The organism is Variovorax sp. 10N432 (assembly GCF_056394465.1).
Window position 1 is genome coordinate 21,272 of the sequence record NZ_JBFTHX010000042.1, and the last position, 26,820, is coordinate 48,091.

The window sequence follows — 26,820 nt, forward strand, 5'->3', positions numbered from 1 at the left end:
GCCGCGCCGGGAAAGGCTCAGTCCGACCGGATGCCCGCCGCCTTCACGATCTTGCCGTTGTTCGCGTACTCGCTCGCGATCTCGTCGGCGAAGGTGTCGGCCCGGCCACCGGTCGGCACGTTGTCGGTCGCCAGCAGCTTGGCGCGCAGGTCGGGGCTGGCCAGTGCCTTGTTGATCTCGACGTTGTACTTCTCGATCAGGATGGCCGGCGTGCCGGCCGGCGCGAAGACACCGAACTGCGACGACAGGTTGGCCGCCGGATAGCCCAGTTCGGCCAGCGTCGCGACCTTCGGCAGGGTCTCGAGGCGCGCCGGGGCGCCGACCGCCAGCGGCCGCAGCCTGCCGGTCTGGATCTGCGCCGAGACGGTCGGCCCGGCATTGGTCGACAGCACCTCGAACTGGCCGCCGAGCGCGTCGTTGAGCTGTTGGCCGCCGCCCTTGTACGGGATGTGGGTGATGTCGACCTGGGCCGCCGCGCGCAGCTGTTCGAGCACGATGTGGCCGAGCGATGCCTGTCCGGACGTGGCCCAGCGAACCGCACCCGGACGCGCCCGGGCGTCGTCGAGCAGGCTGCGCAAGTCGCGCATGCCGGTCGCCGGCGTGGCCAGCAGCAGCACCGGCGAATACATCACGCTGGCGACCGGCGCGATGTCCTTGATCGGGTCGAAGGGCGAGCGGCCCAGGTGCGGGTTCAGCACCAGCGGGCTGATCGCCGAAAAGCCCAAGGTGGCGCCATCGGGTGCCGCCTTGGCGACCGCGTCCATGCCGATCGTGCCGCTGGCGCCGGCCTTGTTCTCGACCACCAGCGTGCTGCCGAGCTGGGCCGCCAGCTTGTCGGCCAGCGCCCGCGCGACCACGTCGCTGACGCCGCCCGAGGGATAGGCGACCACCAGCCGGATGGTCTTGGGAACCACCTGAGCCGGCGCGGCGACCGAGGCCAGCATCAGGCCCAGCGCCGCGACGAGCGCTGCAGGACGCAACTTCAGAGACATCGTGAAAACTCCTGGATTCATCCTGCGCATTGTCGTTTCAGCCTCGCGGGTGGTGCCGGGCGTGCATCTGCTTGAGCCGCTCGCGCGCCACGTGGGTGTAGATGGTGGTGGTCGAGATGTCGGCATGGCCCAGCAGCAGCTGGACCGCGCGCAGGTCGGCGCCATGGTTCAGCAGGTGGGTGGCGAAGGCATGCCGCAGCGTGTGGGGCGACAGCGGCACGTGGATGCCGGCCGCCAGGGTGTACTTCTTGACGATGATCCAAAACATCACGCGCGTCATGCCGGCGCCGCGGGCGGTCACGAACAGATCGGGCGTCTGCTGACCGTCGAGGATCAGCGGCCGGGCATCGTGCAGGTAGCGCTCGATCCAGCGTCTCGCCTCGCCGCCGAAGGGCACCAGCCGCTCCTTGCTGCCCTTGCCGAGCACCCGGATCACGCCGTCGTTGAGACTCAGCTCGAACACCCTGAGGGACACCAGCTCGCTGACCCGCAGGCCGCTCGCATACATCAGCTCGAGCATCGCGCGGTCGCGCAGGCCCAGCGGCGTGTCGATCTCTGGCGCGGCCAGCAGGTCGTCGACCTGCTTCTCCGACAGGGTCTTGATCGCCCGCGGCATCTGCCGGGCCGGCGCCAGCCGCAGGCTCGGGTCGGCCGCGATGCGGTGCTCGCGCAGGGCCCATCGGTAGTAGCGCTTGAACACCGTGAGCCGACGGTTGGCCGAGGTCGCCTTGCCCCGGTCGGACAGGCGCGCGCCCATGTAGGCCTGGAGGTCGCTTTCCAATGCCGCGTTCAGCGGCTTGCCGCGCTGGGCATGCAGCCAGTGGGCGAACAGCGCGAGATCGCGCCGGTAGGCGGCCAGCGTGTTCTTCGACAGGCCGTCCTCGAGCCACAGCGCGTCGACGAAGTCGTCGATCTCGGGGGTCTCCGGGGGTGCTTCGATGGCCTCGCTCATGGCGTGCAAGATAACAAAAAAGAAAAAGCCGCCCGGATGCCGGGCGGCTTTGGCCTGAATGCAGCGAAATCAGTCGAGTTGCAGCTTTTGCTTGACGACGACCTGCTTGTAGACCTCGTATTCGGCCTTGATCTGGGCCGCGAACTGCTCGGGCGTGTTGGCCACGATCAGCGAGCCGGTGTCCTCGATGCGCTTGCGCACGGCCGGGTCCTCGACCGACTTCTTGACGCCGGCGTTGATCTTGTCGACCACCTCCTTCGGCAGGCCCTTGGGGCCCAGGATGCCGTAGTAGGCCATGCGGTTGACCGGCTCCAGGCCGACTTCCTTGAAGGTCGGCACGTTCGGCAGCGCGGCCAGGCGCTGCGGTGCCGACACCACGATCGGCACCAGCTTGCCGCTCTGGATGAACGGCAGCGCCGACGGGATGTTGTCGAACATGATCGCCACCTGCCCGGCCACCACGTCGTTCAGCGCCGGGCCGGCGCCGCGGTAGGGAATGTGCGTGACGTAGGTGTTGGTCAGGCTCTTGTAGAGCTCCATGAGCAGGTGGCCGATGCCGCCCGTGCCCGAGGACGCGTAGGAATACTTGCCGGGATTCTTCTTGAGTTCGGCCACGAACTCGGCGTAGTTCTTGGCCGGGAAGCTCGGGTGCACCGCGATGATGTTCGGCGTCGCCGCGATGTTGACGATCGGCGTGAAGTCGTTGATCGGGTCGTAAGGCGTCTTCGGGTTGATGGCCGGGTTGGCGGCGGTGCTGGACACCGTGGCCACGCCGAGCTTGTAGCCGTCCGGGGCGGCCCGCGCCGTTTCGGTGGCGCCCACGATGCCGCCGCCGCCGGCTTTGTTGATCACGATCACGCTCTGGCCGAGCGCCTTGCCGAGCGGCTCGGAAATGACGCGCGCCACGATGTCCGTGGTGCCGCCCGGTGCGAACGGCACCTGCAGTTCGATCGGCCGGGTCGGGTAGCCCTGCGCCCAGCTGGAACCGGCGAGCGCGAACAGCGCGGCAGCGCCTGCGAGCGCGCTCCATTGACGACGTTGCATTGAATAGCCTCCTCGGGCCGAGAAACGAAAAGGCGGATGCTAACGGGTGACGGCCGCCGCCCACCCCGTGGATAACCCATGGACGACACGGATATCCTCGAAGCGGTGAACTATGCCCAGCTCCTCTTCCCCGACTTCTCCCTCATCGCCTGTGGCTGGCTGCTGTGCCGCTACACCCCCCTTGACCGCCGCGTCTGGGACCAGGTCGAAAGCCTGGTCTACTACTTTCTTTTTCCGGTGCTGCTTTTCCACTCGATCGTGCGCAGCCCGCTCGACTTCGGCGCCACCTCGAACCTGCTGACCGCGGGCGTGGGCGTCGGCCTGTGTGGGATCGCGCTTTCCTATGCCCTGCCCTTCCTGCCCGGCATCGGCGCCCATATCGACCGCCGCGACCATGCCGCCAGCGCGCAGATCGCCTTCCGCTTCAATTCCTTCATCTGCCTCGCCCTGGCCGACCGGATCGCGGGGCCCGAGGGCCTGCTGATGATCGCGGTGCTGATCGGCGTCTGCGTGCCGATGTTCAACATCGCGGCGGTCTGGCCGATGACGCGGCACGCCCAGACCGGCCTGGCGCGCCAGCTGCTGCGCAACCCGCTGATCATCGCCACCGTCACCGGGCTCATCGCCAACCTGCTGGGGCTGGGCGTGCCGACCTGGCTCGAGCCGACGCTGTCGCGCATCGGCGCGGCCTCGCTGGCGCTGGGCCTGATGGCCGCCGGCGCCGGCATGCAGTTCGCGACGATCGCGCGCGGCAAGGTGCTGGCGCTGTCGGTGCTGACGATCCGGCACCTGCTGCTGCCCTTGATCGGCTGGTGGCTCGCGGTGGTGCTCAAGCTTCATCCGGCCCAGGCCGCGGTGCTGCTGACCTTCTCGGCCGTGCCGACCGCCTCGAGCGCCTATGTGCTGGCGGCGCGCATGGGCTACAACGGCCCCTACGTCGCCGGGCTGGTGACGCTGTCCACCTTGCTGGGCGTGGCCAGCCTGCCATTCGCGCTGGGGCTGATCCGCTAGGACCCGCTACGATGCAGCGATGCGCTACCCGCTCCTGGCCGTCCTTGCCGCATCGTCGCTGACGATAGCGGTCCAGGCGCAGGAGTACACCCGCTACCAGGGCAGCTGGAGCGGGCCCTTCCTGTTCTACGTGGCGCAGCAGGACACCGGCACCCAGGGATCGCCCGAGGTCTTCGCGGGCACGCTGCAGATCGAGATCGACGGCGCGGTGCGCGGCGCGGTGCCCGACGCGGCCTGCACCCTGGCGGGTTCGAGCATGGACTACATCACGCCGGCCAATGCCTCGATCGACCTGGTGGCGAGCGGCTGCCGCGATGCGCGGTTCAACGGCCACTTCGTCGGCAAGCTGATCCTCAACCCGCAGCTGAAGTACGCCTCGATCCGGCTCAGCTCGATGCGTTCGCTGGACGCCGGCACCGCCCAGATCTCGGCCATCATCCGGCACTGACCGCCAGCGCCCACGCCACGTGTTCTCGGACCAGCGCGCTGGCATCATCGCTGCGGCTGGCCAGCGCGGCACGGGCGCCCGCGTCGCCGGCACGCAATGCGTTGCCGAGCGCCACCGCCACGTTGCGCAGCCAGCGCTCGTGGCCGATGCGGCGGATCGGACTGCCTTCGGTGAAGCGCAGGAAATCGGCCTCGGTCCAGGCGAACAGCTCGGCCAGCTGCCGGCCGGTGAGGCCGTCGCGGGCATCGAAATCGGGCAAGGCGCTCTTCTTTGCGAACTTGTTCCAGGGGCAGGCCAGCTGGCAGTCGTCGCAGCCGTAGATGCGGTTGCCGATCAGCGGCCGCAGCTCGAGCGGAATCGGCCCGGCATGCTCGATCGTCAGGTAGGAGATGCAGCGCCGGGCGTCGAGCCGGTGCGGCGCGACGATCGCGCGGGTCGGGCAGATGTCGATGCAGGCGCTGCAGCTGCCGCAGTGCGGCGTCACCGGCTCGCTCGGCGGCAGCGCCATGTCGACGTAGATCTCGCCGAGGAAGAACATCGAGCCGGCCTCGCGGTCGAGCACCAGCGTGTGCTTGCCGCGCCAGCCCTGGCCGCTGCGCGAGGCCAGCTCGGCCTCGAGCACCGGTGCCGAATCGGTGAAGGCGCGGTGGCCGAAGGGCCCGACCTCGTCGGCGATGCGCTCGGCCAGCTTCGCCAGCCGCGAGCGCAGCACCTTGTGGTAATCGCGGCCGCGGGCATAGAGCGAGACGATGCCTTCGGCGGGCCGCGCGAGCCGCGCGAATTCGATCGCCTGCCAGTCGTCCGGCGTCGCGCGCGGCAGGTAGTCCATGCGCGCCGTGATGACCGAGACCGTGCCCGGCACCAGCTCGGCCGGCCGCGCGCGGCGCGTGCCGTGGGCGGCCATGTAGTGCATGTCGCCGTGGAAGCCTTCGGCCAGCCATTGCATCAATCCGGCCTCGGCGCTCGACAGGTCGACACCGGCGATGCCGATTTGGGAGAATCCGAGCTCCCGGGCCAAGGCCTGAATCCTGTTGACGATTTGATGGCTGCCGATCACCTGCCGATTGTAGAAACGCACAGCGCGACCCAGGTCTGGCGCACCGAGGCCGACACCGAGGCCCTGGCGCTGGCGCTGGCGCGCTCGCCTGCGCTGCGCGACGCCTTCGTCTCGCTGCAGGGCGACCTCGGCGCCGGCAAGACCACCTTCGTGCGCCACCTGCTGCGCGCGCTCGGCATCGCCGGGCGCATCAAGAGCCCGACCTACGCGGTGGTGGAGCCACACGAGGCACCCGATGGCCTAGCGATCTTCCATTTCGACTTCTATCGCTTCAGCGATCCGCGCGAATGGGAGGACGCCGGTTTCCGTGACATCTTCGCGGGCCCGGGCCTCAAGCTGGCCGAATGGCCCGAAAACGCGGCCGGGCGCATTCCTCTTGCGGACCTCGCTATTAAAATCGAAGCAATGACCGACGACACCCGCACCGTGACACTGCGCGCCCACACCGAGCGAGGCACGCGCCTGCTCGCGGCCACTGCATGAAGGCGAGCGGACTGAAGCGGCGCGTGCTGCTGCAAGGCGGCAGCGTGGCGCTGCTGCTGGGCCTGCACGAGATCGCCCGCGGTGCCACCATCATGGCGGTGCGGGTATGGCCCGCGGCCGACTACACCCGCGTCACGATCGAATCCGACGGCCGCCTCAGTTCGCAGCAGCTGGTGGTCGGCAGCCCGCCGCGGCTGGCGGTCGACATCACCGGCATCGAGCTCAATCCGGCCCTGCGCGAGCTGGTCGGCAAGATCAAGCCCGACGACCCCTTCATCAACGGCCTGCGCGTCGGCCAGTTCGCGCCCGGCGTGGTGCGCATCGTCTTCGACCTCAAGCAGGCGGTGGCGCCGCAGGTGTTCTCGCTGGCGCCGGTGGCAGCCTACCGCGACCGGCTGGTGCTCGACCTGTATCCGCAGCAGGCGACCGACCCGCTCGAGTCGCTGATCGCCGAACGCATGCGCGAGGCGCCCAAGGCGGCGCCCCCCGACGCGGCGACGGCATCGTCGCCGCCGCCCGCCGCCGGCCCGGTCGACCCGCTGGGCGACCTGATGGCCCAGCAGGCCGCGCGGCCGCCCTCGCGCGGCGCGCCGCAGGGTTCGCCGCCGCAGGTGTCGGTCTCGCAGGCCAATCGCCCCTCGGCCCCGGTCGGCCCGATGCCGATGCCGATGCCGCCCCTGGCCAGCGCGCCGCCGCCGGCCGAGCCAGCGACCCGGGGCGCGACCGCCAGCCAGACCGATCGCATCATCATCGTCGCGCTCGATCCGGGCCACGGTGGCGAAGACCCCGGCGCCATCGGCTCCAACGGCACGCGCGAGAAAGACATCGTGCTGCAGATCGCGCACCGGCTGCGGGCCCRAATCAACGCCAGCAGCGTCAACGGCAATCCGATGCGCGCCTTCCTCACCCGCGATGCCGACTTCTTCGTGCCGCTGGGCGTGCGCGTGCAGAAGGCGCGGCGGGTGCAGGCCGACCTCTTCGTCAGCATCCATGCCGATGCCTTCACCACGCCCGACGCGCGCGGCGCCAGCGTGTTCGCGCTGAGCCAGGGCGGCGCGTCGAGCAGCGCCGCGCGCTGGCTCGCCAACAAGGAGAACCAGGCCGACAAGGTCGGCGGCGTCAACGTCGGCAACCACGAGGTGCAGGTGCAGCGCGCGCTGCTCGACATGAGCACCACGGCGCAGATCAACGACAGCCTCAAGCTCGGCGGCGCGATGATCGGCGAGATCAAGGGCATCGGCGCACGGCTGCACAAGGGGCAGGTCGAGCAGGCCGGCTTCGCGGTGCTCAAGGCGCCCGACATCCCGAGCGTGCTGGTCGAGACCGCGTTCATCAGCAATCCCGAAGAAGAAGCCAAGCTGCGCAGCACCGCCTACCAGGAAGAGCTGGCCGATGCGCTGATGCGCGGCATCCAGCGCTACTTCGCGCAGAACCCGCCGCTGGCGCGCAGCCGGCAGCTGTAGCGCGGGCGCGCTTACTCGGCCTCGATCCCGGCCGCCTTGACGATGCGGCCCCACTTCTGAGATTCGGCGGCCTGAAACTTCGCCAGCTCCTCGGGCGAGCTGGTGAAGACCTCGGTGCCGGTGGGTTCGTAGAACGCGGTCTTCGCGGCCTCGCTCCTTGCGGCCTTCACCAGCAGTTCATTGAGGCGCTTGACCACCGCGGGCGGGGTCTTCGCCGGGGCGTAGGCCGCGAACCAATAGCCCATCTCGTAGCCCTTCACGCCGGCCTCGGCGATGGTCGGCACATCGGGCGCCAGCGGCGAACGCTTGGCGCCCGAGACGCCGAGCGCGCGCAGCTTGCCGGCCTTGACCTGCGGCAGGCCGGTGGCGGTGTCGGTGATCATCATGTGGATCTGGCCGCCCAGCAGGTCTGTCACGGCCAGCGTGTTGCTCTTGTAGGGCACGTGCAGCAGCTGGATGCCGGCCATCTGCTGCAGCAGCTCGCCGGCCATGCGGCTCGACGAACTGCCGCTGCCGAAGCTGTACTTGCCCGGGTCCTTCTTCGCCAGCGCGATGAACTCGGCGACGCTCTTGGCCGGAAACGAGGGATTGACCACCATGATCTGCCCGCCCTTGCCGAGCGCGGCGACCGGCGCGTAGTCCTTCACCGGGTCGTAGGGCAGCTTCTTGAACAGGTGCTCGTTGGCCGCGTGGGTGGTGTTGGTGGTGATCAGCACGGTGTAGCCGTCGGCCGGGGCCTTGGCGACCTGCTGCGAGGCGATGAAGCCGCTGGCGCCGGCCTTGTTGTCGATCACCACCGGCTGCTTGGTCTCTGCCGTGATGCCGTTGCCCAGCGCGCGCGCGATCTGATCGGTCGCGGTGCCGGCAGCGAACGGAACCACGAAGGTGATGGCCTTGTCGGGGAAGGCCTGGGCCTGGCCCAGCATGGGCGCAAGGGCCAGGGCGGCGGCGACCAGCACGGTTGGTTTGAGGCTTTTCATTGTCTGTCTCCGGGAAGTTGGAATGGTTCGAAAGCGAGAAGAATCAGTCACTCAGGGCGGCGCCTGGCCGACAAGCTCCCGGGCCAGCGACGGCGGCACCTCGATCGGCATGTCGAGCAGCAGGAAGGACAGCGCCTTGCCGTGCGTGTCGAGGTTCAGCGCATCGTTGACGCCGCCGTCGAGCACGCCGTCGAGAACGAAGTTCATCGCCTGCAGCTTCGGCAGCAGGAAGCGCTGGACCCGGCTCGGCGAGCGATGGCGGAAGCAGGCCGCCACGCGCTCCGGCGTCAGCTGCGCCACCAGCAGCGGATACAGCGAGGGGTGCCAGGCGATGACGCTGATGTTGGAGCGGTCGCCCTTGTCGCCGGTGCGGCCGTGGGCGGCCCGGTAGAGCGGGACCGTGATGTCGTGGCTCATTGTGCTGGCTCCTCGAGCATTTCAAAACCCACCGGCACCGCCTCCCGCGGCAGCAGGCACGAGAGCGTGTTGAGCCGCGGCGTGAGCGTGGTGCGGACACCGCCGCCGCCGGCCGGCCCGCAGGTGTAGAGCGCCATGACCTCGCGCCCCAGCCGCTCGGCCTGGGCCCGCTCGGCATGGGTCGCGGCGACGCGCAGGCGGATGTCGCGCAAGCCCGAATCCGCGGTGGCGGCGAGCGCATGGCCGGCGTCGTCGCCCAGGATGCTGAGCGCGCCGATCAGGTCGACGCGCAACGCGAGGCCGTCGAGCCGCTGCCTCAGCACATCGGCCGCGAGCCGGGCGCGCGCCTCGGCGCGCGGGCCGGCATAGGAGATCTCGCCCTCGGCCAGCCAGCCGCCCTCATGGCAGACATTGACCTTGTAGTGGCTCGGCCGCGCATGGCCGCGCACGCCGCGCAGCGCCACCCGGTCGGGTCCCACCGCCTCGACTTCGGCTTCGGCGATGTCGGCCACGACGTCGGGTGTCAGGTAGCCGGCGGGATCGTGCACCTCGTAGAGCAACTGCTCCTTCACGGTGGCCTCGGTCACGAGGCCGCCGGTGCCACCCGCCTTGCCGATGACGCAGCGGCCGTCGGCATCGATCTCGGCGATCGGGAAGCCGACCTGCGCCAGGCCCGGCACGTCCTTGTAGCCCGGATCGGCGAAGTAGCCGCCGCACACCTGCGCGCCGCATTCCAGCAGATGGCCCGCCATCGTGGCGCGGCCGAGCTTGTCCCACTCGTCGCTGCGCCAGCCGAAGTGGGACATCGCCGGACCGACCGCGAGCGATGGATCGGCCACCCGGCCGCAGACCACCACCTGCGCCCCCGCGTCGAGCGCGGCGGCGATCGGCTCGGCACCGATGTAGGCGTTGGCACTGACCAGCCGGATGCCGTCCATGCGGTCGCCGAACTCACGCCGCAGCAGCGCGAGCTGCGCGGGCGCCGAGAGGTCGTCGCCCTGCACCACCGCGATCCTTGGCGGCGCGATGCCGAGCTCGCGCGCCAGCCGGGCGATGTGGCGGGCCGCGGCGCGCGGATGGGCGGCGCCGAAATTGCTCACGATGCGGATGCCATGCGCGAGGCAGCGCGCCAGCACCGGGCGCAGCATGGCGTCGAGCAGGGGCTCGTAGCCGGCCTCGGGGTCGGCGCGGCGCCGCAGCTGCGCCAGCGCCAGCGTGCGCTCGGCCAGGGTTTCGAAGATCAGGAAGGCGCGCTGGCCGGCGGGGCCTTGCGCCAACCGCGCGATCAGCGTGTCGACGACCGGGCCGGCCGCGTCGGTGCGGTCGCCGGAGAAGCCGGCTGCACAGCCGATCAGGAGCGCGGGGTGGTCGATGCGGTTCATGGTGGTCGCACTTTAGTCCTGACAAAATCATCCGTGAAATCGAAAGTTCGGATAGATTCATCCAGGATTCAAATGAAACACCCGGACCTCTCCAGCCGACAGCTGCGCGCCTTCCTGACACTGGCCGACCAGCGCAATTTCACCCGTGCCGCCCAGGCCAGCCATTTGTCGCAGCCCGCCTTCAGCACCTTGATCCGCACGCTCGAAGAGGCGCTGGGCACCCGGCTGTTCGACCGCGACACGCGCAGCGTGCAGCTGACGCCCGAAGGCCGGCTGTTCGAAGGCCCGGCGCGGCGCCTGCTGGACGACATGGGCAGCGCGCTGGCCGACCTGGCCGACCACGTCGAACGACGCACGGGCCGGGTGCGGGTGGCGGCCCTGCCCTCGCTCGCGGCGGGCTGGCTGCCGGCGATCTTCAAGGAGTTCCAGCAGCGCTGGCCCGGCATCACGCTGGAACTCGACGACGCGCTGTCCGACGCCTGCATCGCGCTGCTGCGCGGCGGCCGGGTCGATTTCGCGCTTGCCGCCTCGGACGCGGGCACCGCATCGGCCAGCGACCTGGTGGCGCGCCGGCTCTGCAGCGATCGCTTCCACCTGGTCTGCCGCGCCGACCATCCGCTGGCCACCGAGCCGCGCCTGACCCTGAAGAAGCTCGCGCCCTGGCCCTTCATCCAGATGACGCGCAACAGCAGCGTGCGCCAGTCGATCGACGCGGTGCTGCACCCACTGCGGCTCAACGCCACCTTCGAGGTCGAGCATCTCGCGACCGTGATGGGGCTGGTCGAGGCCGGCCTGGGCATCAGCGCGGTGCCGGCGCTGACGCTGTTCCATTTCCGGCGCGAGACCCTGGCCACGCGGCCGCTGGTCCATGCGGCGCTGCAGCGCACGGTCCACATCGTGCGGCGGCGTGAAGGCAGCCTTTCGGTGGCGGCGCAGGCCCTGCACGACCTGATCGTCGCGCGGCTGGGCGGCCTCAAGCCCGGCTGAAGGGGCGCTTGTCGCGCACGTGGCGACCGCACATTCGGGCAAGACACCGGGGCCGGCTCCTACATGCGCAGCGCCGTTTCCTCGAACAATGAATCCACCCAATCACTGAAAGGTGGACATCATGAAGACGAGACTCTGGATCGTGGCCGCAGCGGCCACCGGCATCATGACCCTGGCCGGCTGCGCCGGCGGCCCCAACCAGCAACTCGGCACCGCGGGCGGCGCGGTCGGTGGCGCCTTGGTCGGCAATGCAATCGGCGGCAACACCGCGGCCACGGTCGGTGGCGCGGCGGTCGGCGGCCTGATCGGCAACCAGGTCGGCAAGAGCGTCGACGAGCGCAACTACCAGCGCCGCTACTACCCGCAGAACAGCTACTACCCGAACAACGGCCCAAGCTACTGAGCCGCCCGATCCTGGTGAACGAAAGGCGCGCCCACGGGTGCGCTTTTTCATGCGCCGTCAACGGCACGTATAAACGCGGCATGAGACAACTGACATCGCTTTTCAGCGTCGCCGCGGCGCTCGTGCTCGGTGCATGCGGATCGCCCGCACGCGCTCCGGCAACCTCAGGCATCGCCGCGCCGTCGAGCACCGCCTGCCCTGCCGGCATGCCTGCCAATACACGCTGCTACAGCGGGCAGGACAGCGCCGGTGCCTTCTTCTGGGTCGCGATCCCCGCCGACTGGAACCGCGTGCTCGTGATGCACGCGCATGGCGGCCCCGAGCTCGGCGCACCGACGCTGGAGCGTGCCACCGAGGACCTGCAGCGCTGGGCCGTCACGGTCAAGGCCGGCTATGCCTGGGCCGGCTCGACCTACCGCCGCGGCGGCTACGGCGTCACGATGGCGGCCGAGGACACCGAGCGCCTGCGCGCCTGGTTCGTGCAGAACTTCGGCACCCCGCGGCGCACCATTCTCCACGGCCAGAGCTATGGCGCCGGCGTTGCCACCAAGGCGGCCGAGCTCTATGCCCGGGTCGACAGCGGCAAGGGCCCGTACGACGGCCTGCTGCTGACCAGCGGCGTGCTGGGCGGCGGCACCCAGGCCTACGACTACCGGCTCGACCTGCGCGTGGTCTATCAATACGTCTGCAACAACCATCCGTTGCCGACCGAGCCCGCCTACCCGCTCTGGCAAGGCCTGCCGCGCGACTCGACATTGGGCCGCGCCGAACTGGCGCGGCGCATCGACGCCTGCACCGGCGTGCGCAAGCCCGCCACCGAGCGCAGCGCGCAGCAAAGTGCCAACCTGCAGGCGATCCTCTCCACCGTCAAGATCCCGGAGCGCTCGCTGGTCGCCAACATGAACTGGTCGACCTTCCTGTTCCGCGACCTGGTGCAGGAGCGGCTCGACGGCGGCAATCCCTTCGGCAACATCGGCGCCGTCTACAGCGGCTCGCGCGACGACCCACTGCTCAACACCGCGGTGCTGCGCTATCGGGCCGACCCGGCGGCAGTGGCCAGGCTGGCGGCCGACAGCGACCCGACCGGCCGGGTCGACATTCCGACCTTGAGCCTGCATGCCATCGACGACCCGACGGCGTTCGTGGAACTCGAATCGGCCTACCGCACGGTACGCGAACGCGCCGGCACGGCCGACTTGCTGGTACAGACCTTCAGCCGCGAATCGGAGCACAGCTATCTGAGCGATGCCGAATACCCGGCGCTGTTCGCTGCGCTGCTCGACTGGATCGACCACGGCACGAAGCCGACGCCGGCCGACGTCGCGGCCCGCTGCACGAGCTTCGAGCCGGCCTTCGGCAAGGGTTGCCGCATCGATCCGGCTTACGCGCCGCAGCCGCTGTCGGCGCGCGTGCCGGCGCGCCAGCGGCCGTAGCGAGACTTCAGCGGACGGCCGAAGTGCGGCGGGCGCGCCAGGCGCCGAACAGCGCGATCAGCCCCGGCACCAGGATCAGCGCCCAGATGACCTTCTCCAGGTTGTCCTTGACGATCGGAAGGTTGCCGAAGAAGAAGCCGATGGTGCACAGGCCCACCACCCACAGCAGCGCACCCGCGATGTTGAACAAGGTGAACTTGGTGCGCGTCATGTCGGCCACCCCCGCCACGAAGGGCGCGAAAGTGCGGATGAAGGGCAGGAAGCGGGCCGCGATGATGGTCACGCCGCCGTAGCGCTCATAGAACGCGTGCGCCTGGTCGAAGGCCCGGCGGTTGAAGAAGCGCGAGCTCTCCCACTGGAACACCTTGGGCCCGAAGAAGCGACCGATGCTGAAGTTGCACTGGTCGCCCAGGATCGCCGCCGCCAGCAGGATCGGCACCGCCAAGCCGAAGCTCATCAGGCCCGCGCCGCACAGCGCACCGACGATGAACAGCAGCGAATCGCCGGGCAGGAAGGGCATCACCACCAGCCCGGTCTCGACGAACACGATCAGGAACAGCAGCGCGTAGACCCAGGTGCCGTAGGCGATGACGAAGGCTTCGAGATGTTTGTCGACATGCAGGATGAAGTCGATGAGAAAGCTGATGATTTCCATGGCGCGCATTATCCCGGTGCGGCGCGACAGGCCCTTCTAGAATATCCCCGTGAGTGCTCTCCCCTCTTCCCTCGCCCCCGCCGAGCGGCGCCCGATCCGCGAACTCCCCGACGAACTGATCAGCCAGATCGCGGCCGGTGAAGTGGTCGAGCGGCCGGCCTCCGTGGTGCGCGAACTGCTCGACAACGCGCTCGATGCCGGGGCCCGGCAGATCACGGTGCGGCTCTCGGCGGGCGGCGTGCGGCTGATTTCGGTCGAGGACGATGGCCTCGGCCTGCCGCGCGAAGAGTTGCCGCTGGCGCTGCGCCGCCACGCCACCAGCAAGATCGCCAGCCTGAACGACCTCGAGACCGTCGGCACGATGGGCTTTCGCGGCGAGGCGCTGGCCGCCATCAACGCGATCGCCGAGCTCAGCGTGCTGTCGCGCTTCAGCGGTGCCGACGGTGCCTTCGCGCTCGACGGCCGCACCGGCGAACTGCGCCCGGTGGCACGCGCCACGGGCACCACGGTCGAGGTCCGCGAATTGTTCTTCGCCACGCCGGCACGGCGCAAGTTCCTGAAGACCGATGCCACCGAACTGGCCCACTGCATCGAGGCGGTCCGTCGCCACGCGCTGGCACGCCCGGAGGTGGGCTTCTCGATCTGGCACGACGGCCGCCTGGTCGAGCAGTGGCGCGCCGCCACCGGGCGCGACCAGCGCCTGGCCGACACGCTCGGCGACGACTTCGTGAAGCACAGCGTCGTGGTCGAGCGCGAAGGCGGCCCGGTGCGGGTCAGCGGCCGCGCCGGCATTCCGGACGCGGCCCGCTCGCGCGCCGACCAGCAGTTCTTCTACGTCAACGGCCGCTTCGTGCGCGACAAGGTGCTGGCCCACGCGGTGCGCAGCGCCTACGAGGACGTGCTGCACGGCCAGCGCCAGCCGGTCTACGCGCTGTACCTCGAGATCGACCCGGCGCGGGTCGACGTCAACGTCCACCCGACCAAGATCGAGGTGCGCTTCCGCGACGGCCGCGAGGTGCACCAGGCGGTGCGCCACGCGATCGAGGACGCCCTGGCCGCACCGCGGGCCGGCGACGCGGTGGCGGCACCGGCCGAGCCGTTCTTCAAGCCCCGGCTGGCGCCGGCCTCGGCGTCGTGGACGCAGCCCGGCATGCAGTTCGGTGCCGAACGCGGGCTGGGCGACGCGGCGGCGATGTGGCCGGCCGAGCGGCGCGAAACACCCGCCGCGTTTCCGCAACCCGTTGTCGCCTCGGAGCGCGCTCCCGAGCTGGCGGCGCAGCCTGCAGGCGCCCAGCCTCGGTCCGAACCCGCCAGCGCCGAAGCCTGGCCCCTGGGCCGCGCCCTGGCCCAGTTGCAGGGCATCTACATCCTGGCCGAGAACAGCCAGGGGCTGGTCATCATCGACATGCACGCCGCCCACGAGCGCATCGTGTACGAGCGCCTGAAGACCCAGCTCGACGGCGCGGCCATCAGCAGCCAGCCGCTGCTCATCCCCGCCACTTTCGCCGCCACCCCTCAGGAAGTGGCGACCGCCGAGGCCTGCGTGGCGGTGCTGCCCGCACTCGGACTCGAGATCACGCCGTTCTCGCCGCGCACCCTGGCGGTGCGCGCCGTGCCTGGCACCCTCGCCGACGGCGACCCGGTCGAGCTGGCGCGCAGCGTGCTGGCCGAACTGGCGCTCCACGACGCCAGCACCGTGGTCCAGCGGGCCCAGAACGAGTTGCTGTCCACCATGGCCTGCCACGGCGCGGTGCGCGCCAACCGCAAGCTGACGCTCGACGAAATGAACGCGCTGCTGCGCCAGATGGAGGCCACCGAGCGCTCCGACCAGTGCAACCACGGCCGGCCGACCTGGCGCCAGTTGTCGGTCCGCGAGCTCGACGCGCTCTTCCTGCGCGGGCGCTGAGCAAGCTTTTCCTCCGCTTACATTTCGCGGAAACAAGTCGGAAAGCAGCCAAAAGCGTTACAAATACTAGGGTTTACCGGGTCATCGACCCGGTCGGCACGACCGTTGCATAGGGTCTGTTGTTGAACTTTCGGGCTCACCGCCTGTCCTTCAGCCTTCTATGAAATCCTGGTCACTCGTCGCCTCCGCCACTGCCCTGGTCGCCCTGCTGGCCGGCGGCTGTTCGACCCTCGACGAGCGCCAGCGCGAATGGATCTTCCAGCCGAGCGACCGCAGCTGGGGCAATTCGGAAGCCATGAGCCAGGGCATGGACGACGTCTGGATCGATTTCAAGTCGTCGCTCACCGGCGAGCCAGCGCGCCTGCATGGCCTGTGGCTGGGCGGCGCGCCGGAATCGGCCGACACGCCGGTGCTGCTCTACCTGCACGGCGCACGCTACAACGTCGCCGGCTCGGCGCCGCGCATGCGCCGCATGCACGAACTGGGCTTCTCGGTGCTGGCCATCGACTACCGCGGCTTCGGCAAGAGTTCCGCCGGCCTGCCCTCGGAGGACTCGGCGCGCGAGGATGCGCTGGCGGCATGGACCTGGCTCGCCGCCCACCATCCGAAGCAGCGGCGCTACATCTTCGGCCACTCGCTCGGCGGCGCCATCGGCATCGACCTGGCCTCGCGCGTGAACGACGAGAGCGGCACCATCGTCGAAAGCACCTTCACCTCGATCGCCGACGTGGCCAGCAGCTTCAAGTGGGGCTGGCTGCCCGTCAGGCCCTTCATCACCCAGCGCTTCGAGGCCATCAGCAAGGTCAAGGACATCGGCGCCCCGCTGCTGGTGGTGCACGGCGCGGCCGACAGCCTGATCAACCCGACCCTGGGCCGCAAGCTCTACGACGCCGCGACCGTGCCGAAGATGTTCGTGCTGGTCGAGGGCGGCTCGCACCACAACGCCAATTCGATCGGCCAGGCGCAATACCGCGCGGCCCTGTCTCAGCTCTTTCGCATGAAGGAGCCCCCGACCGAGACGGCCGTCCAGGGCGGCGAAACGCCGATGCCGCCGGCGGCGCTGCCGTCGCCGCCGACACCCACGCCCGCGGAAACCACCGCGCTGCGCCCGCACCCACCCACGCCGGCGATCTGAGCCGCCTCGGCGGCGCGTTTGTTAACCTCGGGCGCATGCCGCCTCCTGCCGCCACGGCCCTTCCCCGCACCGCTCCGTCCAACTCGGGCGCCCTGCGCTACGTGGCGCTCGCCGGACCGACCGCCGCGGGCAAGACCGCGGCCGCCCTGGCGATCGCGCGCCGGCGGCCGGTCGAGATCGTCAGCGTCGACTCGGCGCTGGTCTACCGCGGGATGGACATCGGCACCGCCAAGCCCAGCGCGGCCGAGCGGGCCGAGGTGCCGCACCACCTGATCGACATCCGCGACCCGCGCGAGGCCTACAGCGCGGCCGCCTTCGTCGCCGACGCCCGGCGCCTGATCGCGGATATCTCGGCGCGCGGCAAGCTGGCGCTGCTGGTGGGCGGCACGATGCTCTACTTCAAGGCGCTCGCCGACGGCCTCGACGCCATGCCCGCGGCCGACCCGGCGCTGCGGCGGCAGCTCGAGGCCGAGGCCGCAACGCTGGGCTGGCCCGCGATGCACGCGCGGCTGGCCGAGGTCGACGCGGTCACGGCAGCGCGGCTGTCGCCCAACGACGGCCAGCGCATACAGCGCGCGCTCGAGGTCTGGCATGCGAGCGGCCGAGCGCTCGCTAGCTTTCATGCCGCGACGCAGTCCGGCGGCGGAACGCCGGCCACCGCCCTGTTCTCGCTCGAGCCCACCGAGCGCGCCTGGCTGAATGCGCGCATCGAGGCCCGCTTCGACGCCATGCTCTCCGACGGCTTCATCGCGGAGGTGCAGGCGCTGCGCGCCCGCGGCGACCTGGTGGCCGACCTGCCGTCGATGCGCTGCGTGGGCTATCGCCAGACCTGGGAAGCGCTCGACGGCGCGTGGCCGATCACCGAACTGCGCGAGCGCGGCATCGCCGCCACACGCCAGCTCGCCAAGCGCCAGATGACCTGGCTGCGCAGCATGCCGGGGCGCCATGTGATTGCGGCCGAGGCACCGGATGCGATCGCGCAGGTGGTCCGCCAGGTGCTCGAGATCGCATGACGCTGCGCATCACCGACCTGGGCAAGCGCTATGCAGAGACGCCGGTGTTCGAGCACGTCACGCTCGAGGTCGCCGACGGCGAGTTCGTGGCGATCGTCGGCGAGTCGGGCGTCGGCAAGTCGACCCTGCTCAACTGCATGGCCGGCCTCGACAGCTGGGACGCCGGCCGCGTGGTTCACGACGGCACCGACATCGGCACGCTCGACGCCGATGCGCGCGCGCTCTGGCGGCGCCGGCATGTCGGCTTCGTGTTCCAGGCCTTCCATGTGCTGCCGCACCTGGACGTGGCGCAGAACGTCGCGCTGCCGCTGATGCTGCTGGGGCGCAATGACCCGCCGCGGGTGGCCGGCATGCTCGACGCCGTCGGCCTCGCCGGCCTCGGCCCGCGCCTGCCGCAGCAATTGAGCGGCGGCCAGCTGCAGCGGGTCGCGATCGCCCGCGCCTTGATCCATGCGCCCGCGCTGCTGCTGGCCGACGAGCCCACCGGCAACCTCGACCCGGGCACCGCGGCGCGGGTGATGGACGTGCTGCTGGCCCAGACGCGCGCCCAGGGCGCGTCGCTGGTGCTGGTGACCCACTCCGAAACCGCGGCGGCGCGCGCCGACCGGGTGCTGCACCTCAGCGCTGAGGGAATTCGGATCTAGGCGTGTCCAACCTGGCTGCCGGCGAGCAGCGCCGCGTAGCGAGCCAGATCGACATTGCCCCCGCTCACGATCACGCCGACCCGCTGTCCGCGGATCGCCTCGCCGGCTGCACAGGCTGCCGCGAAGGCCAGGCAGCCGGTCGGCTCCACCACCATCTTCATGCGCTCGGCAAAGAAGCGCATGCCGTCCACCAGCTGCGCGTCGCTGACCGTGAAGATGTCCGTGACGTCGCGCCGGATGATGCCGAAGGTGTATTCGCCCAGGTGCTGGGTCTGGGCGCCGTCGGCGATGGTCTTCGGGGTCTCGATGTGGACGATGCGGCCAGCCCGCAGCGACTGCTGGCCGTCGTTGCCGGTCTCGGGCTCGACGCCGTAGACCTTGCAGCCGGGCGCCAGCGCGCGCGCCGACAGCGCCGAGCCGCTGGTCAGGCCGCCGCCGCCCAGGCAGACGTAGAGCGCATCGAGCGCACCGACCTCCTCGATCAGTTCCTTGGCCGCCGTGCCCTGGCCGGCGATCACGTCGGGGTGGTCGTAGGGCGGGATCAGCGTCATGCCGCGCTCCTCGGCCAGCCGGCGGGTCAGGGCCTCGCGGTCTTCGGTGAAGCGGTCGTACTGCACCACCTCCGCGCCGTACTCGCGGGTCGCGGCGAGCTTGGCGGCGGGAGCGTCGTTCGGCATCACGATCACCGCCGGCATGCCCAGCAGGCGGGCCGACAGCGCCACCGCCTGCGCATGGTTGCCGGACGAAAACGCGATGGCGCCGGCGCGGCGCTGCGCCGCATCGAACTTGGCAAGGGCATTGAACGCGCCGCGAAACTTGAAGGCGCCCATGCGCTGGAAGTTCTCGCACTTGAAGAAAAACTGCGCGCCCCAGCGCGCGTCGGCGGTGGCGGAGCGCAGCACCGGCGTGCGGTGCGCCTGCCCTTCGAGCCGCGCGGCCGCGGCGATCACGTCGTCGTAGGTCGGGAGTGTGTGCATGGCGGCGAGCTTACTGCGGCGGCGGCGGAAAAAAACGCGTCGCCTGCCGCACACTGTCGAAACGCGCCCCGCTGCGCCGTCATTGCAGTGAGCGATCCTGCTCTTGCATCTTTMCCGGAGGTTCCATGCAATACATGCTGATGTTCTACCAACCCCAGTCCGAGTTCGACCAGCGCGACGAGGCGGCGGCCCAGGCTTACCGTGCCGGCTGGATGGACTACGTGGGCGCGATCCGCCAGGCCGGCGTGGTGCAGAACGGCCACGGCCTGCACCCGCCGCTGACCGGCACCACGCTGCGCGTGCGCGGCGACAAGCGCCAGGTGCAGGACGGCCCCTTCGCCGACAGCAAGGAGCAGCTCGGCGGCTACTTCGTGATCGACGTCCCCGACCTCGACGCAGCCCTCGAATGGGCCGCGCGCGCGCCCTGCGCGAGCACCGGCGGCGTCGAGGTGCGCCCGGTGTTCACGGCCCCGACGATGTGACGGACGACCCGCTGCACGCAGCGCACGCGGCCGCCGAAGGCGCGGCCCGCCGGTCCTATGGCCGGCTGGTCGCCATCCTGTCGGCGCGCACCCGTGACATCGCGGCCTCGGAAGACGCGCTCGCCGATGCCTTCGCGCGGGCGCTCGAACGCTGGCCGGTCGACGGCGTGCCGGCGCAGCCGGAGGCCTGGCTGCTGCAGGTGGCGCGCCACCGGACGCTCGACGCCTGGCGGCATAGCCGGGTGCAGGACGAGGCCGCGCAGACCCTGCTGCTGCTGGCCGACGAGGTCGGCGACGACCCGGCCTTCAGCGAGACGGTGCCCGACGAACGGCTGCGCCTGTTCTTCGTCTGCGCCCATCCGGCCATCGATGCCGCGGCGCGCGCCCCGCTGATGCTGCAGACCGTGCTCGGGCTCGACGCCGCCCGCATGGCCGGCGCCTTCCTCAGTGCGCCGGCGACGCTGGGCCAGCGCCTGGTGCGGGCCAAGGCGCGCGTGCGGGCGGCCGGCATCCCCTTCGAATTCCCGCGCGCGCCCGACCTGCCGCAACGTCTTCAGGACGTGCTCGACGGCATCTACGCGGCCTACGGCACCGGCTGGGACGACGTCGACGGCGCCGATGCCTCGCAGCGCGGCCTCACGGCCGAGGCGATCGAACTCGGCCGCATCCTCTGCGGCCTGATGCCGGCCGAAGCCGAGCCACTGGGCCTGCTGGCCCTCATGCTGTTCTGCGAAAGCCGCGCCGCCGCCCGGCGCAGCGCCGACGGCGTCTACGTGCCGCTGGACGCGCAGGACATCGCGCGCTGGAACCTGCCGCTGCGCGACCAGGCCGAGCAGGCGCTGCGGCAGGCCGCCGCCCTCGGCGCCTTCGGCCCCTACCAGATCGAGGCCGCGATCCAGTCGGCTCACTGCGCGCGCCGCCTCGGTGCGCAGGTCCCCCCCGATGCCCTGGTGGCGCTCTACGACGGCCTGCTCGCCCTGCGCCCCAACACCGGCGCCCGGGTCAGCCGGGCCTGCGCGGTGGCCGAGGCCCGGGGGCCGGCCGCGGGCCTGCGCGAGCTCGATGCCATGCCGGCCGCCGAGATCGCGAGCTACCAGCCCTTCTGGGCCGCGCGCGCCCACCTGCTGGGCCACGACGGCCAGGCCGCCGAGGCGCGCCTGGCCTATGCCCGTGCGGCCGGGCTGAGCGCCAGCCCCGCCGTGCGGGCCTGGCTGGCCGCCGCGTCGGAGCGGCTCTGACTTCGCCCAGCCGGCGCATCGCGCAGAATGAGCCGCGATGAAGGCCTTGCTGCTCACCTTCTCCTGGCAGGAGCTGCGCCACCACCCGTGGCGCAACGCGGCCGCGGTCGTCGCCGTCATGCTGGGCGTCGCGCTGGCCTTCTCGGTGCAGCTGATCAATGCCTCGGCGCTCGATGAATTCTCGAGTGCGGTGCGCTCGGTCAACGGCCAGCCCGATCTCGAATTGCGCGCCGCCCAGGGCAGCTTCGACGAAGCCCTGCTCGGGCAGGTCGCGCGGCATCCGCAGGTCGCGCTGGCGAGCCCGGTGCTCGAGCTGCCCAGCGTCGCCCAGGTCGGCGATCGCCGGCTGCCGCTGCGGGTCGTCGGCATCGACGCGCTGGCACTGCCGACCATCGCACCGGCCCTGATGCCAAGGCTGGCCGACGGCGCCGACCGGTTCTCGCTGTTCGCGCCCGGCCAGGTGTTTCTCAACGCCGCCGCGCGCAAGGCCATCGGCGACCAGGCCACCCAGCTGCAGCTGCGCGCCGGCACCCAATGGCACCCACTCCAGATCGCCGGCCAGGTTGCGGCCGGCGGCCCCGCGCTGGCCGTGATGGACATCGGCGCCGCGCAGGACCTGTTCGGCCGCGGCGGCCAGCTCACGCGCATCGACCTGCGGTTGGCACCGGGCACCGGGCACGCGGACTTCATCCGTTCGCTGCGGCAGTCGCCGGGCTGGCCAAGCGGCATCCAGGTCGCCGAACCGGGCGATGCCGCCGAACGCGTGAGCAACCTGTCGCGCGCCTACCGCGTCAACCTCACGGTGCTGGCCCTGGTGGCCCTGTTCACCGGCGCCTTCCTCGTGTTCTCGGTGCTCGCGCTCAGCGTCGCCAAGCGCGCGCAGCAGTTCGCGCTGCTCGGCGTGCTGGGCCTGACGCCGCGCGAGCGGCTGCGGCTGGTGCTGGCCGAATCGCTGGTGCTCGGGCTGATCGGCAGTGCGGCCGGCATCGCCCTCGGCGCGACCTTGGCCGAGCTGGCGCTCAAGCTGCTGGGCGGCGACCTGGGCGGCGGCTATTTCGATGGCGTCGCGCCGACCCTGCGATGGAGCGCGCCCGCGGCGCTGACCTACGGCGCACTGGGCGTGCTGGCGGCGGGCGTCGGCGGCTGGTGGCCGGCGCGCGCCGCCCAGGCGCTGCCCGAGGCGCAGACGCTCAAGGGCCTGGGCACCGCGGCGGCAGGCGGCGGGACGCACCGTGTCGCACTGCTGCTGATCGCCGCCGGCGGCGCGCTGGCCATGGCACCGGCGATCCACGGCATTCCGATCGCGGCCTATCTGTCGGTCGGCTTCCTGCTGGTCGGCGGCATCACGGCGCTGCCATGGCTGATCGCTTGTGTCTACGACCGCCTTGCGCCTTTGGCCGCGAATCGTTTACTGCCGCTGCTGGCGATCGAGCGCGCCCGCCGCATGCGCGGCACCGCCGCGGTGGCGGTCAGCGGCGTGGTCGCGAGCCTGAGCCTGGCGGTGGCCCTGACCGTGATGGTCGCGAGCTTCCGGGACTCGGTCACGCGCTGGCTCGATGTCGTGCTGCCGGCCGACCTGTACCTGCGCAGCGCCGCCGGGCCCGGCGGCGAGCCGGCCCTGTTCCCGCAGGCCTTCGTTCAGGCGCTGGCGCAACTGCCCGGCGTGGCCCGCACCGGCACGCTGCGCACGCGGCCCCTGCTGATCGATCCGTCGCGGCCCGCGGTGACGCTGATCGCGCGCAGCCTCGACACCGAGGTCGGGCGCTCGATGCCGCTGCTCGGCGCCGCCCTGCCGGTGCCCGCCGGGCAGACCGGCATCTACGTCAGCGAGGCGATGGTCGAGCTCTACGGCGCCCGGCCCGGCGCCGCCTTCGAGCCGCTGGCGCGCGCCTGGGGCCCGGTGCCCGGCGGCCGGCCACCGGTCTTCTTCGTTGCCGGCATCTGGCGCGACTACGTGCGGCAGTTCGGCGCCATCACCATGGACGCCCGCGACTTCGAGCGCCTGACCGGCGACGCCGGCGCCAGCGACGTCGCGCTGTGGCTGGCGCCCGGCGCGGCCGAGGGCCCGGTGCAGCAGGCGGTGCAGGCGCTGGCCGCCCGCGAGGCGGCGGCGGCCGAACCGGTCGAGATCTCGTCGGTGGCCCAGATCCGCGCCACCTCGCTGCGCATCTTCGACCGCAGCTTCGCGGTCACCTACTGGCTGCAGGCGGTCGCTATCGCGATCGGCCTGTTCGGCATCGCGGCCAGCTTCAGCGCCCAGGTGCTGGCGCGGCGCAAAGAATTCGGCCTGCTCGTGCACCTGGGCTTCACGCGGGCCCAGGTACTGGCGATCGTGGCCGGCGAAGGCGCGGCCTGGACCGCGATCGGCGCGGTCGCAGGCTTGCTGCTCGGGCTGGCGGTGTCGGTGGTTCTGGTTCACGTGGTCAACCCGCAGAGCTTCCACTGGACCATGGACCTGCTGCTGCCCTGGGCCCGGCTGGCCGCGCTGTGCGCCGCGGTGGTCGCCGCCGGCACGGTCACGGCCTGGCTGGCCGGCCGCGCCGCCGCTGGACGCGATGCGGTGCTGGCGGTCAAGGAGGACTGGTGAGCCGGTCCCCGATGCGTCCGGGCGGCGCCGCCGGGTGGTCGCGCCGCGCCCTGCTGCTCTCGGCGCTCGCGGCCCCCATGGCCTGGGCGCTGCCGGCGCGCACGCTGCAGTTCCCGCGCGACTACGGCAGCCACCCCGAGCTGCGCACCGAGTGGTGGTACATCACCGGCCATGCCCGCGCCGGTGCGCGCGAATTCGGCTTCCAGCTGACCTTCTTCCGCTCGCGAATCGATGCGACCCAAGCCATGCGTTCCGCCTTCGCGGCGAAGCAGTTGATCTTCGCGCACGCGGCCATCACCGATCTCGATGGCCGCAAGCTGTGGCACGACCAGCGCATCGCACGCGAAGGCTTCGGCATCGCCTCCGCTTCCGAAGCCGACACCGACCTGCGCCTGCGCGACTGGTCCTTGCAGCGCGACGGCGGCGGCTATGCGGCGCGGCTGCCGGCCACCGGCTTCGCGATCGACCTGCGCTTCGCGCCGACCCAGCCGGTGCTGCTGCAGGGCAGCGCCGGCTTGTCGCGCAAGGGGCCCGAGCCCGAACAGGCGAGCTACTACTACAGCGAGCCGCAACTCGCGGCCACGGGCAGCCTGACGGTGCAAGGGAAGCGCTTCGAGGTCCAGGGCCGCGCCTGGCTGGACCATGAATGGAGCGAGGCACTGATGCATCCCGAGGCCACGGGCTGGGACTGGATCGGGATGAACCTCTTCGACGGCGGCGCGTTGACCGCATTCCGCCTGCGGCGGCGCGACGGATCAGCCCTGTGGCACGGCGGCTCGCTGCGTACGGCCGACGGACGGCTGCAGGTGTTCGGGCCCGACGCGCTGCGCTTCGAGCCGCTGCACCGCTGGACCAGCCCGCGCACCCGCGCGGTCTATCCGACGCAATGGCGCATCCACACGCCGGCCGGTGTCTTCACGGTGCGCGCGCTGCTCGACGACCAGGAGCTCGACGGCCAGGGCTCGACCGGGACGGTGTACTGGGAAGGACTGAGCGAACTGCTCGATGCGGACGGCAAGCCGGTGGGGCGCGGCTACCTGGAGCTCACCGGGTATGCGCAGGCGTTGAAGCTCTGAGTTGTCAAGGCTTGGGGTGGGCTCACGGCGGTGGTTCTTCCTCGGCAGCACCCCACGGCGCTACCCGTGCCGAGGGCACCGGGTGGCCCCCGCAGCGAAGTAAAGGAGGAGCCGAAGGCGGGGGACATGAGCGAAGGGGGCCACCCGGTGCCCTCGGCACGCGCCCCAGACCACTGAACGGCGACCGCTCGGTCTGGCGCGACCACCTGGGGGTCTGATTCAGCCCTTCGCCACCCCGCGCCGCCGATCGATGAAGGCGATGATCTCGCCCATGATCCCGCGCCGGAAGGCCAGCACGCAGATCACGAAGATCAGGCCCGTGACCATGGTCACCGACTCGCCCAGCGTGTTGAACCAGTCGATGGTCGTGATGCGCGCCAGCAGGTGGCCCAGCTCGCCGATCTTGTTCTCGAGCAGCACCACCACCGCCGAGCCGACAAGCGGCCCCGACAAGGTGCCGAGGCCGCCGACCAAGGTCATCAGGATGACCTGGCCAGAGGCGCTCCAGTGCACGTCCGACAAGGTCGCGAAACCCAGCACCAGCGTCTTGAGCGAACCGGCGAGCCCCGACAGCGCGGCCGAGATCACGAAGGCCAGCAGCTTGAAGCGGCTGACGTCATAGCCCAGCGAGAGCGCGCGCGGCTCGTTCTCCTTGATGCCCTTCAGCACTTGGCCGAAAGGCGAATGGATGGTGCGCACGATCAGCAGGAAGGCGGCCACCACGATCACCAGCGTGACGTAGTACATCGTGAGGTCGTTCTGCARGTCGACCAGWCCGAAGAGCTTGCCGCGCGGCACGCCCTGCAGGCCGTCCTCGCCGCCGGTGAACTTGGCCTGCAGCGCGACGAAGAACACCATCTGCGCCAGCGCCAGCGTGATCATCGCGAAGTAGATGCCCTGGCGKCGGATCGCCAGCAGGCCGAAGATCCAGCCCAGGAAGGCGCCGGCCGCGGTGCCGGCGACGAGGCCGAGTTCGGGCGTCAGGCCCCAGACCTTCATCGCATGGCCGGCCACGTAGGCCGAGCCGCCGAGAAAGGCCGCATGGCCGAAGGACAGCAGGCCGGTGTAGCCCAGCAGCAGGTTGAAGGCCGAGGCGAACAGCGCGAAGCACATCAGCTTCATCACGAACACCGGATAGGCGCCGRCRAARGGTGCGAGRACGAGKGCGACGAGCAGCAGCAGGTAGATGACTGTGGAGAGCTTTTTCATGGGGCTGCCGTCTTACTTCTCTTTGCCGAAGAGACCGGCCGGGCGGATGAGCAGCACGATGACCATGATCACGAAGACCACGGTGGAGGATGCCTCGGGGTAGAACACTTTGGTCAGGCCTTCGATCACGCCGAGCCCGAGCCCGGTCAGGATGGCGCCCATGATCGAGCCCATGCCGCCGATCACCACCACCGCGAACACCACGATGATGAGGTTCTGCCCCATCAGCGGCGAGACCTGGATCACCGGCGCCGCGAGCACGCCCGCGAAGGCGGCCAGCGCCACGCCGAAGCCGTAGGTCAGCGTGATCATCAGCGGCACGTTGACCCCGAAGGCCTCGACCAGCCGCGGGTTCTCGGTGCCGGCGCGCAGGTAGGCGCCGAGCCGGGTCTTCTCGATCACGAACCAGGTCGCGAAGCAGACCGTCAACGAGGCCACCACCACCCAGGCCCGGTAGTTGGGCAGGATCATGAAGCCGAGGTCGGTGGCGCTGGCCAGCGCGTCGGGCGTGTCGTAGGCCAGGCCCGAAACACCGTAGATCGAGCGGAACACGCCTTCGATCAGCAGCGTGAGGCCGAGCGTCAGCAAGAGGCCATAGAGGTGGTCGAGCTTGTAGATCCAGCGCAGCAGCAGCCGCTCGATGACGATGCCGAACAACCCGACGATGACCGGCGCCACCGCCAGCATGACCCAGTAGTTGACGTCGAAATAGTTCATCGCCATCCAGGTCAGCACCGCGCCCAGCATGAACAGCGCGCCGTGCGCGAAGTTGATGACGTTGAGCAGGCCGAAGATCACTGCGAGCCCGAGGCTCAGGATCGCGTAGAACGACCCGTTGACCAGCCC

27 protein-coding genes are annotated in these 26,820 nt (G+C 70.6%); 15 read left to right on the plus strand and 12 right to left on the minus strand.

Annotated features, from left to right (window positions below):
* Positions 1-17: 17 nt before the first annotated feature.
* From AC1DF3_RS30925 to AC1DF3_RS30935, 3 genes are all read right to left on the minus strand, one after another.
* Positions 18-992 carry a Bug family tripartite tricarboxylate transporter substrate binding protein gene (locus AC1DF3_RS30925; RefSeq protein WP_436411569.1) on the minus strand — a complete coding sequence of 325 codons (975 nt, stop codon included), beginning with the start codon at positions 990-992 and terminating at the stop codon, positions 18-20.
* 37 nt (positions 993-1,029) lie between these two features.
* Entirely contained in the window at positions 1,030-1,944 is a 915-nt protein-coding gene (gene xerD / locus AC1DF3_RS30930) for a site-specific tyrosine recombinase XerD (protein ID WP_478141914.1), read from the minus strand.
* A gap of 69 nt (positions 1,945-2,013) precedes the next feature.
* On the minus strand, positions 2,014-2,988 hold the full coding sequence (locus AC1DF3_RS30935; protein WP_286524819.1) for a tripartite tricarboxylate transporter substrate binding protein BugE: 975 nt from the start codon (positions 2,986-2,988) through the stop codon (positions 2,014-2,016).
* A 93-nt stretch (positions 2,989-3,081) separates the two neighbouring features.
* Here AC1DF3_RS30935 and AC1DF3_RS30940 point away from each other — a divergent pair, with 93 nt between their 5' ends.
* Together AC1DF3_RS30940 and AC1DF3_RS30945 are read left to right on the plus strand one after the other, a co-directional pair.
* Positions 3,082-3,999, plus strand: a complete 918-nt coding sequence (locus tag AC1DF3_RS30940; RefSeq protein ID WP_286533102.1) for an AEC family transporter — start codon at positions 3,082-3,084, stop codon at positions 3,997-3,999.
* A 19-nt stretch (positions 4,000-4,018) separates the two neighbouring features.
* Entirely contained in the window at positions 4,019-4,447 is a 429-nt protein-coding gene (locus AC1DF3_RS30945) for a hypothetical protein (RefSeq protein ID WP_286532317.1), read from the plus strand.
* Here the strand turns inward: AC1DF3_RS30945 and queG are convergent.
* Positions 4,434-5,504, minus strand: a complete 1,071-nt coding sequence (gene queG, locus AC1DF3_RS30950; RefSeq protein WP_286532315.1) for a tRNA epoxyqueuosine(34) reductase QueG — start codon at positions 5,502-5,504, stop codon at positions 4,434-4,436. The two genes, AC1DF3_RS30945 and queG, sit on opposite strands and share 14 nt — an antisense overlap.
* Between queG and tsaE the strand changes: the two genes are divergently transcribed.
* Together tsaE and AC1DF3_RS30960 are read left to right on the plus strand one after the other, a co-directional pair.
* Positions 5,490-5,987, plus strand: a complete 498-nt coding sequence (tsaE, locus tag AC1DF3_RS30955) for a tRNA (adenosine(37)-N6)-threonylcarbamoyltransferase complex ATPase subunit type 1 TsaE (protein WP_286532313.1) — start codon at positions 5,490-5,492, stop codon at positions 5,985-5,987. The two genes, queG and tsaE, sit on opposite strands and share 15 nt — an antisense overlap.
* On the plus strand, positions 5,984-7,450 hold the full coding sequence (locus tag AC1DF3_RS30960) for an N-acetylmuramoyl-L-alanine amidase (protein ID WP_478141915.1): 1,467 nt from the start codon (positions 5,984-5,986) through the stop codon (positions 7,448-7,450). Before tsaE ends, AC1DF3_RS30960 begins: the two co-directional genes overlap by 4 nt.
* Positions 7,451-7,461: 11 nt before the next feature.
* Here the strand turns inward: AC1DF3_RS30960 and AC1DF3_RS30965 are convergent, their stop codons facing one another.
* Genes AC1DF3_RS30965 through AC1DF3_RS30975 form a run of 3 tightly spaced genes read right to left on the minus strand, consistent with a single transcriptional unit; the run spans position 7,462 to position 10,229 of the window.
* Complete coding sequence (locus AC1DF3_RS30965) at positions 7,462-8,430, minus strand: Bug family tripartite tricarboxylate transporter substrate binding protein (protein WP_478141916.1); 969 nt, start codon at positions 8,428-8,430, stop codon at positions 7,462-7,464.
* Positions 8,431-8,481: 51 nt separating this feature from the next.
* Positions 8,482-8,847 carry an AtuA-related protein gene (locus AC1DF3_RS30970; RefSeq protein WP_286532307.1) on the minus strand — a complete coding sequence of 122 codons (366 nt, stop codon included), beginning with the start codon at positions 8,845-8,847 and terminating at the stop codon, positions 8,482-8,484.
* A complete protein-coding gene (locus tag AC1DF3_RS30975; protein ID WP_286532306.1) occupies positions 8,844-10,229 on the minus strand; it encodes an acyclic terpene utilization AtuA family protein in 1,386 nt (461 codons plus the stop codon). The genes AC1DF3_RS30970 and AC1DF3_RS30975 overlap by 4 nt, the downstream gene beginning before the upstream one ends.
* A 72-nt stretch (positions 10,230-10,301) precedes the next feature.
* Here AC1DF3_RS30975 and AC1DF3_RS30980 point away from each other — a divergent pair, with 72 nt between their 5' ends.
* The 3 genes from AC1DF3_RS30980 (at position 10,302) to AC1DF3_RS30990 (ending at position 13,052) form a co-directional block, all read left to right on the plus strand.
* A complete protein-coding gene (locus AC1DF3_RS30980) occupies positions 10,302-11,216 on the plus strand; it encodes a LysR family transcriptional regulator (protein ID WP_286532303.1) in 915 nt (304 codons plus the stop codon).
* A gap of 121 nt (positions 11,217-11,337) precedes the next feature.
* Entirely contained in the window at positions 11,338-11,619 is a 282-nt protein-coding gene (locus AC1DF3_RS30985) for a glycine zipper domain-containing protein (RefSeq protein WP_286524841.1), read from the plus strand.
* A gap of 80 nt (positions 11,620-11,699) precedes the next feature.
* A complete protein-coding gene (locus tag AC1DF3_RS30990) occupies positions 11,700-13,052 on the plus strand; it encodes an alpha/beta hydrolase (RefSeq protein ID WP_478141917.1) in 1,353 nt (450 codons plus the stop codon).
* Positions 13,053-13,059: 7 nt separating this feature from the next.
* On the opposite strand, the gene AC1DF3_RS30995 is transcribed toward AC1DF3_RS30990, so the two are convergent.
* Positions 13,060-13,707 carry a DedA family protein gene (locus tag AC1DF3_RS30995; protein ID WP_286532296.1) on the minus strand — a complete coding sequence of 216 codons (648 nt, stop codon included), beginning with the start codon at positions 13,705-13,707 and terminating at the stop codon, positions 13,060-13,062.
* Positions 13,708-13,756: 49 nt separating this feature from the next.
* Here AC1DF3_RS30995 and mutL point away from each other — a divergent pair, with 49 nt between their 5' ends.
* Complete coding sequence (mutL, locus tag AC1DF3_RS31000) at positions 13,757-15,613, plus strand: DNA mismatch repair endonuclease MutL (protein WP_478141918.1); 1,857 nt, start codon at positions 13,757-13,759, stop codon at positions 15,611-15,613.
* Positions 15,614-15,785: 172 nt separating this feature from the next.
* On the opposite strand, the gene AC1DF3_RS31005 is transcribed toward mutL, so the two are convergent.
* Complete coding sequence (locus tag AC1DF3_RS31005; protein ID WP_353506696.1) at positions 15,786-15,980, minus strand: hypothetical protein; 195 nt, start codon at positions 15,978-15,980, stop codon at positions 15,786-15,788.
* Between the two features lie 96 nt (positions 15,981-16,076).
* On the opposite strand from AC1DF3_RS31005, the gene AC1DF3_RS31010 reads away from it, so the two are divergent.
* The 3 genes from AC1DF3_RS31010 to AC1DF3_RS31020 are packed head-to-tail and all read left to right on the plus strand — an operon-like array spanning position 16,077 to position 18,405.
* Positions 16,077-16,748 carry an alpha/beta hydrolase gene (locus AC1DF3_RS31010; RefSeq protein ID WP_478141926.1) on the plus strand — a complete coding sequence of 224 codons (672 nt, stop codon included), beginning with the start codon at positions 16,077-16,079 and terminating at the stop codon, positions 16,746-16,748.
* A gap of 35 nt (positions 16,749-16,783) precedes the next feature.
* Complete coding sequence (gene miaA / locus AC1DF3_RS31015; protein WP_478141919.1) at positions 16,784-17,761, plus strand: tRNA (adenosine(37)-N6)-dimethylallyltransferase MiaA; 978 nt, start codon at positions 16,784-16,786, stop codon at positions 17,759-17,761.
* Complete coding sequence (locus AC1DF3_RS31020; RefSeq protein WP_478141920.1) at positions 17,758-18,405, plus strand: ABC transporter ATP-binding protein; 648 nt, start codon at positions 17,758-17,760, stop codon at positions 18,403-18,405. Before miaA ends, AC1DF3_RS31020 begins: the two co-directional genes overlap by 4 nt.
* Here the strand turns inward: AC1DF3_RS31020 and AC1DF3_RS31025 are convergent.
* Positions 18,402-19,382: a threo-3-hydroxy-L-aspartate ammonia-lyase gene (locus AC1DF3_RS31025; protein WP_478141921.1), complete on the minus strand. Its 981-nt coding sequence runs from the start codon at positions 19,380-19,382 to the stop codon at positions 18,402-18,404. The two genes, AC1DF3_RS31020 and AC1DF3_RS31025, sit on opposite strands and share 4 nt — an antisense overlap.
* A gap of 125 nt (positions 19,383-19,507) precedes the next feature.
* Between AC1DF3_RS31025 and AC1DF3_RS31030 the strand changes: the two genes are divergently transcribed.
* From AC1DF3_RS31030 to AC1DF3_RS31045, 4 genes are read left to right on the plus strand one after another with little or no spacing between them, the layout of a single operon-like run.
* A complete protein-coding gene (locus AC1DF3_RS31030) occupies positions 19,508-19,864 on the plus strand; it encodes a YciI family protein (protein ID WP_286532279.1) in 357 nt (118 codons plus the stop codon).
* A complete protein-coding gene (locus tag AC1DF3_RS31035) occupies positions 19,861-21,102 on the plus strand; it encodes an RNA polymerase sigma factor (RefSeq protein ID WP_478141922.1) in 1,242 nt (413 codons plus the stop codon). The genes AC1DF3_RS31030 and AC1DF3_RS31035 overlap by 4 nt, the downstream gene beginning before the upstream one ends.
* Positions 21,103-21,139: 37 nt before the next feature.
* Entirely contained in the window at positions 21,140-23,689 is a 2,550-nt protein-coding gene (locus tag AC1DF3_RS31040) for an FtsX-like permease family protein (protein ID WP_478141923.1), read from the plus strand.
* An 11-nt stretch (positions 23,690-23,700) separates the two neighbouring features.
* Positions 23,701-24,765 carry a lipocalin-like domain-containing protein gene (locus AC1DF3_RS31045; RefSeq protein WP_478141927.1) on the plus strand — a complete coding sequence of 355 codons (1,065 nt, stop codon included), beginning with the start codon at positions 23,701-23,703 and terminating at the stop codon, positions 24,763-24,765.
* Between the two features lie 219 nt (positions 24,766-24,984).
* Here AC1DF3_RS31045 and AC1DF3_RS31050 read toward each other — a convergent pair whose 3' ends face one another.
* Complete coding sequence (locus tag AC1DF3_RS31050) at positions 24,985-25,974, minus strand: branched-chain amino acid ABC transporter permease (RefSeq protein WP_478141924.1); 990 nt, start codon at positions 25,972-25,974, stop codon at positions 24,985-24,987.
* A 12-nt stretch (positions 25,975-25,986) separates the two neighbouring features.
* Positions 25,987-26,820: branched-chain amino acid ABC transporter permease (locus tag AC1DF3_RS31055; protein WP_478141925.1), on the minus strand; the 834-nt coding region annotated here is incomplete at its 5' end.

Excerpts from the sequence above, each read along its gene's own strand:
- AC1DF3_RS30965 (WP_478141916.1), bottom strand. The coding sequence starts at position 8,430 with ATGAAAAGCCTCAAACCAACCGTGCTGGTCGCCGCCGCCCTGGCCCTT.
- tsaE (WP_286532313.1), top strand. The coding sequence starts at position 5,490 with ATGGCTGCCGATCACCTGCCGATTGTAGAAACGCACAGCGCGACCCAG.
- AC1DF3_RS31045 (WP_478141927.1), top strand. The coding sequence starts at position 23,701 with ATGCGTCCGGGCGGCGCCGCCGGGTGGTCGCGCCGCGCCCTGCTGCTC.
- AC1DF3_RS30980 (WP_286532303.1), top strand. The coding sequence starts at position 10,302 with ATGAAACACCCGGACCTCTCCAGCCGACAGCTGCGCGCCTTCCTGACA.
- AC1DF3_RS30990 (WP_478141917.1), top strand. The coding sequence starts at position 11,700 with ATGAGACAACTGACATCGCTTTTCAGCGTCGCCGCGGCGCTCGTGCTC.
- xerD (WP_478141914.1), bottom strand. The coding sequence starts at position 1,944 with ATGAGCGAGGCCATCGAAGCACCCCCGGAGACCCCCGAGATCGACGAC.
- AC1DF3_RS30970 (WP_286532307.1), bottom strand. The coding sequence starts at position 8,847 with ATGAGCCACGACATCACGGTCCCGCTCTACCGGGCCGCCCACGGCCGC.
- AC1DF3_RS31010 (WP_478141926.1), top strand. The coding sequence starts at position 16,077 with ATGCGCCGCATGCACGAACTGGGCTTCTCGGTGCTGGCCATCGACTAC.
- AC1DF3_RS31020 (WP_478141920.1), top strand. The coding sequence starts at position 17,758 with ATGACGCTGCGCATCACCGACCTGGGCAAGCGCTATGCAGAGACGCCG.
- AC1DF3_RS30995 (WP_286532296.1), bottom strand. The coding sequence starts at position 13,707 with ATGGAAATCATCAGCTTTCTCATCGACTTCATCCTGCATGTCGACAAA.
- AC1DF3_RS30975 (WP_286532306.1), bottom strand. The coding sequence starts at position 10,229 with ATGAACCGCATCGACCACCCCGCGCTCCTGATCGGCTGTGCAGCCGGC.
- AC1DF3_RS31040 (WP_478141923.1), top strand. The coding sequence starts at position 21,140 with ATGAAGGCCTTGCTGCTCACCTTCTCCTGGCAGGAGCTGCGCCACCAC.
- miaA (WP_478141919.1), top strand. The coding sequence starts at position 16,784 with ATGCCGCCTCCTGCCGCCACGGCCCTTCCCCGCACCGCTCCGTCCAAC.
- AC1DF3_RS31005 (WP_353506696.1), bottom strand. The coding sequence starts at position 15,980 with ATGCAGGCGCGCTGGCTCGCCGGTGAGCGACGACTTGAAATCGATCCA.
- AC1DF3_RS31025 (WP_478141921.1), bottom strand. The coding sequence starts at position 19,382 with ATGCACACACTCCCGACCTACGACGACGTGATCGCCGCGGCCGCGCGG.
- AC1DF3_RS30985 (WP_286524841.1), top strand. The coding sequence starts at position 11,338 with ATGAAGACGAGACTCTGGATCGTGGCCGCAGCGGCCACCGGCATCATG.
- AC1DF3_RS31030 (WP_286532279.1), top strand. The coding sequence starts at position 19,508 with ATGCAATACATGCTGATGTTCTACCAACCCCAGTCCGAGTTCGACCAG.
- AC1DF3_RS30925 (WP_436411569.1), bottom strand. The coding sequence starts at position 992 with ATGTCTCTGAAGTTGCGTCCTGCAGCGCTCGTCGCGGCGCTGGGCCTG.
- AC1DF3_RS30945 (WP_286532317.1), top strand. The coding sequence starts at position 4,019 with ATGCGCTACCCGCTCCTGGCCGTCCTTGCCGCATCGTCGCTGACGATA.
- AC1DF3_RS30935 (WP_286524819.1), bottom strand. The coding sequence starts at position 2,988 with ATGCAACGTCGTCAATGGAGCGCGCTCGCAGGCGCTGCCGCGCTGTTC.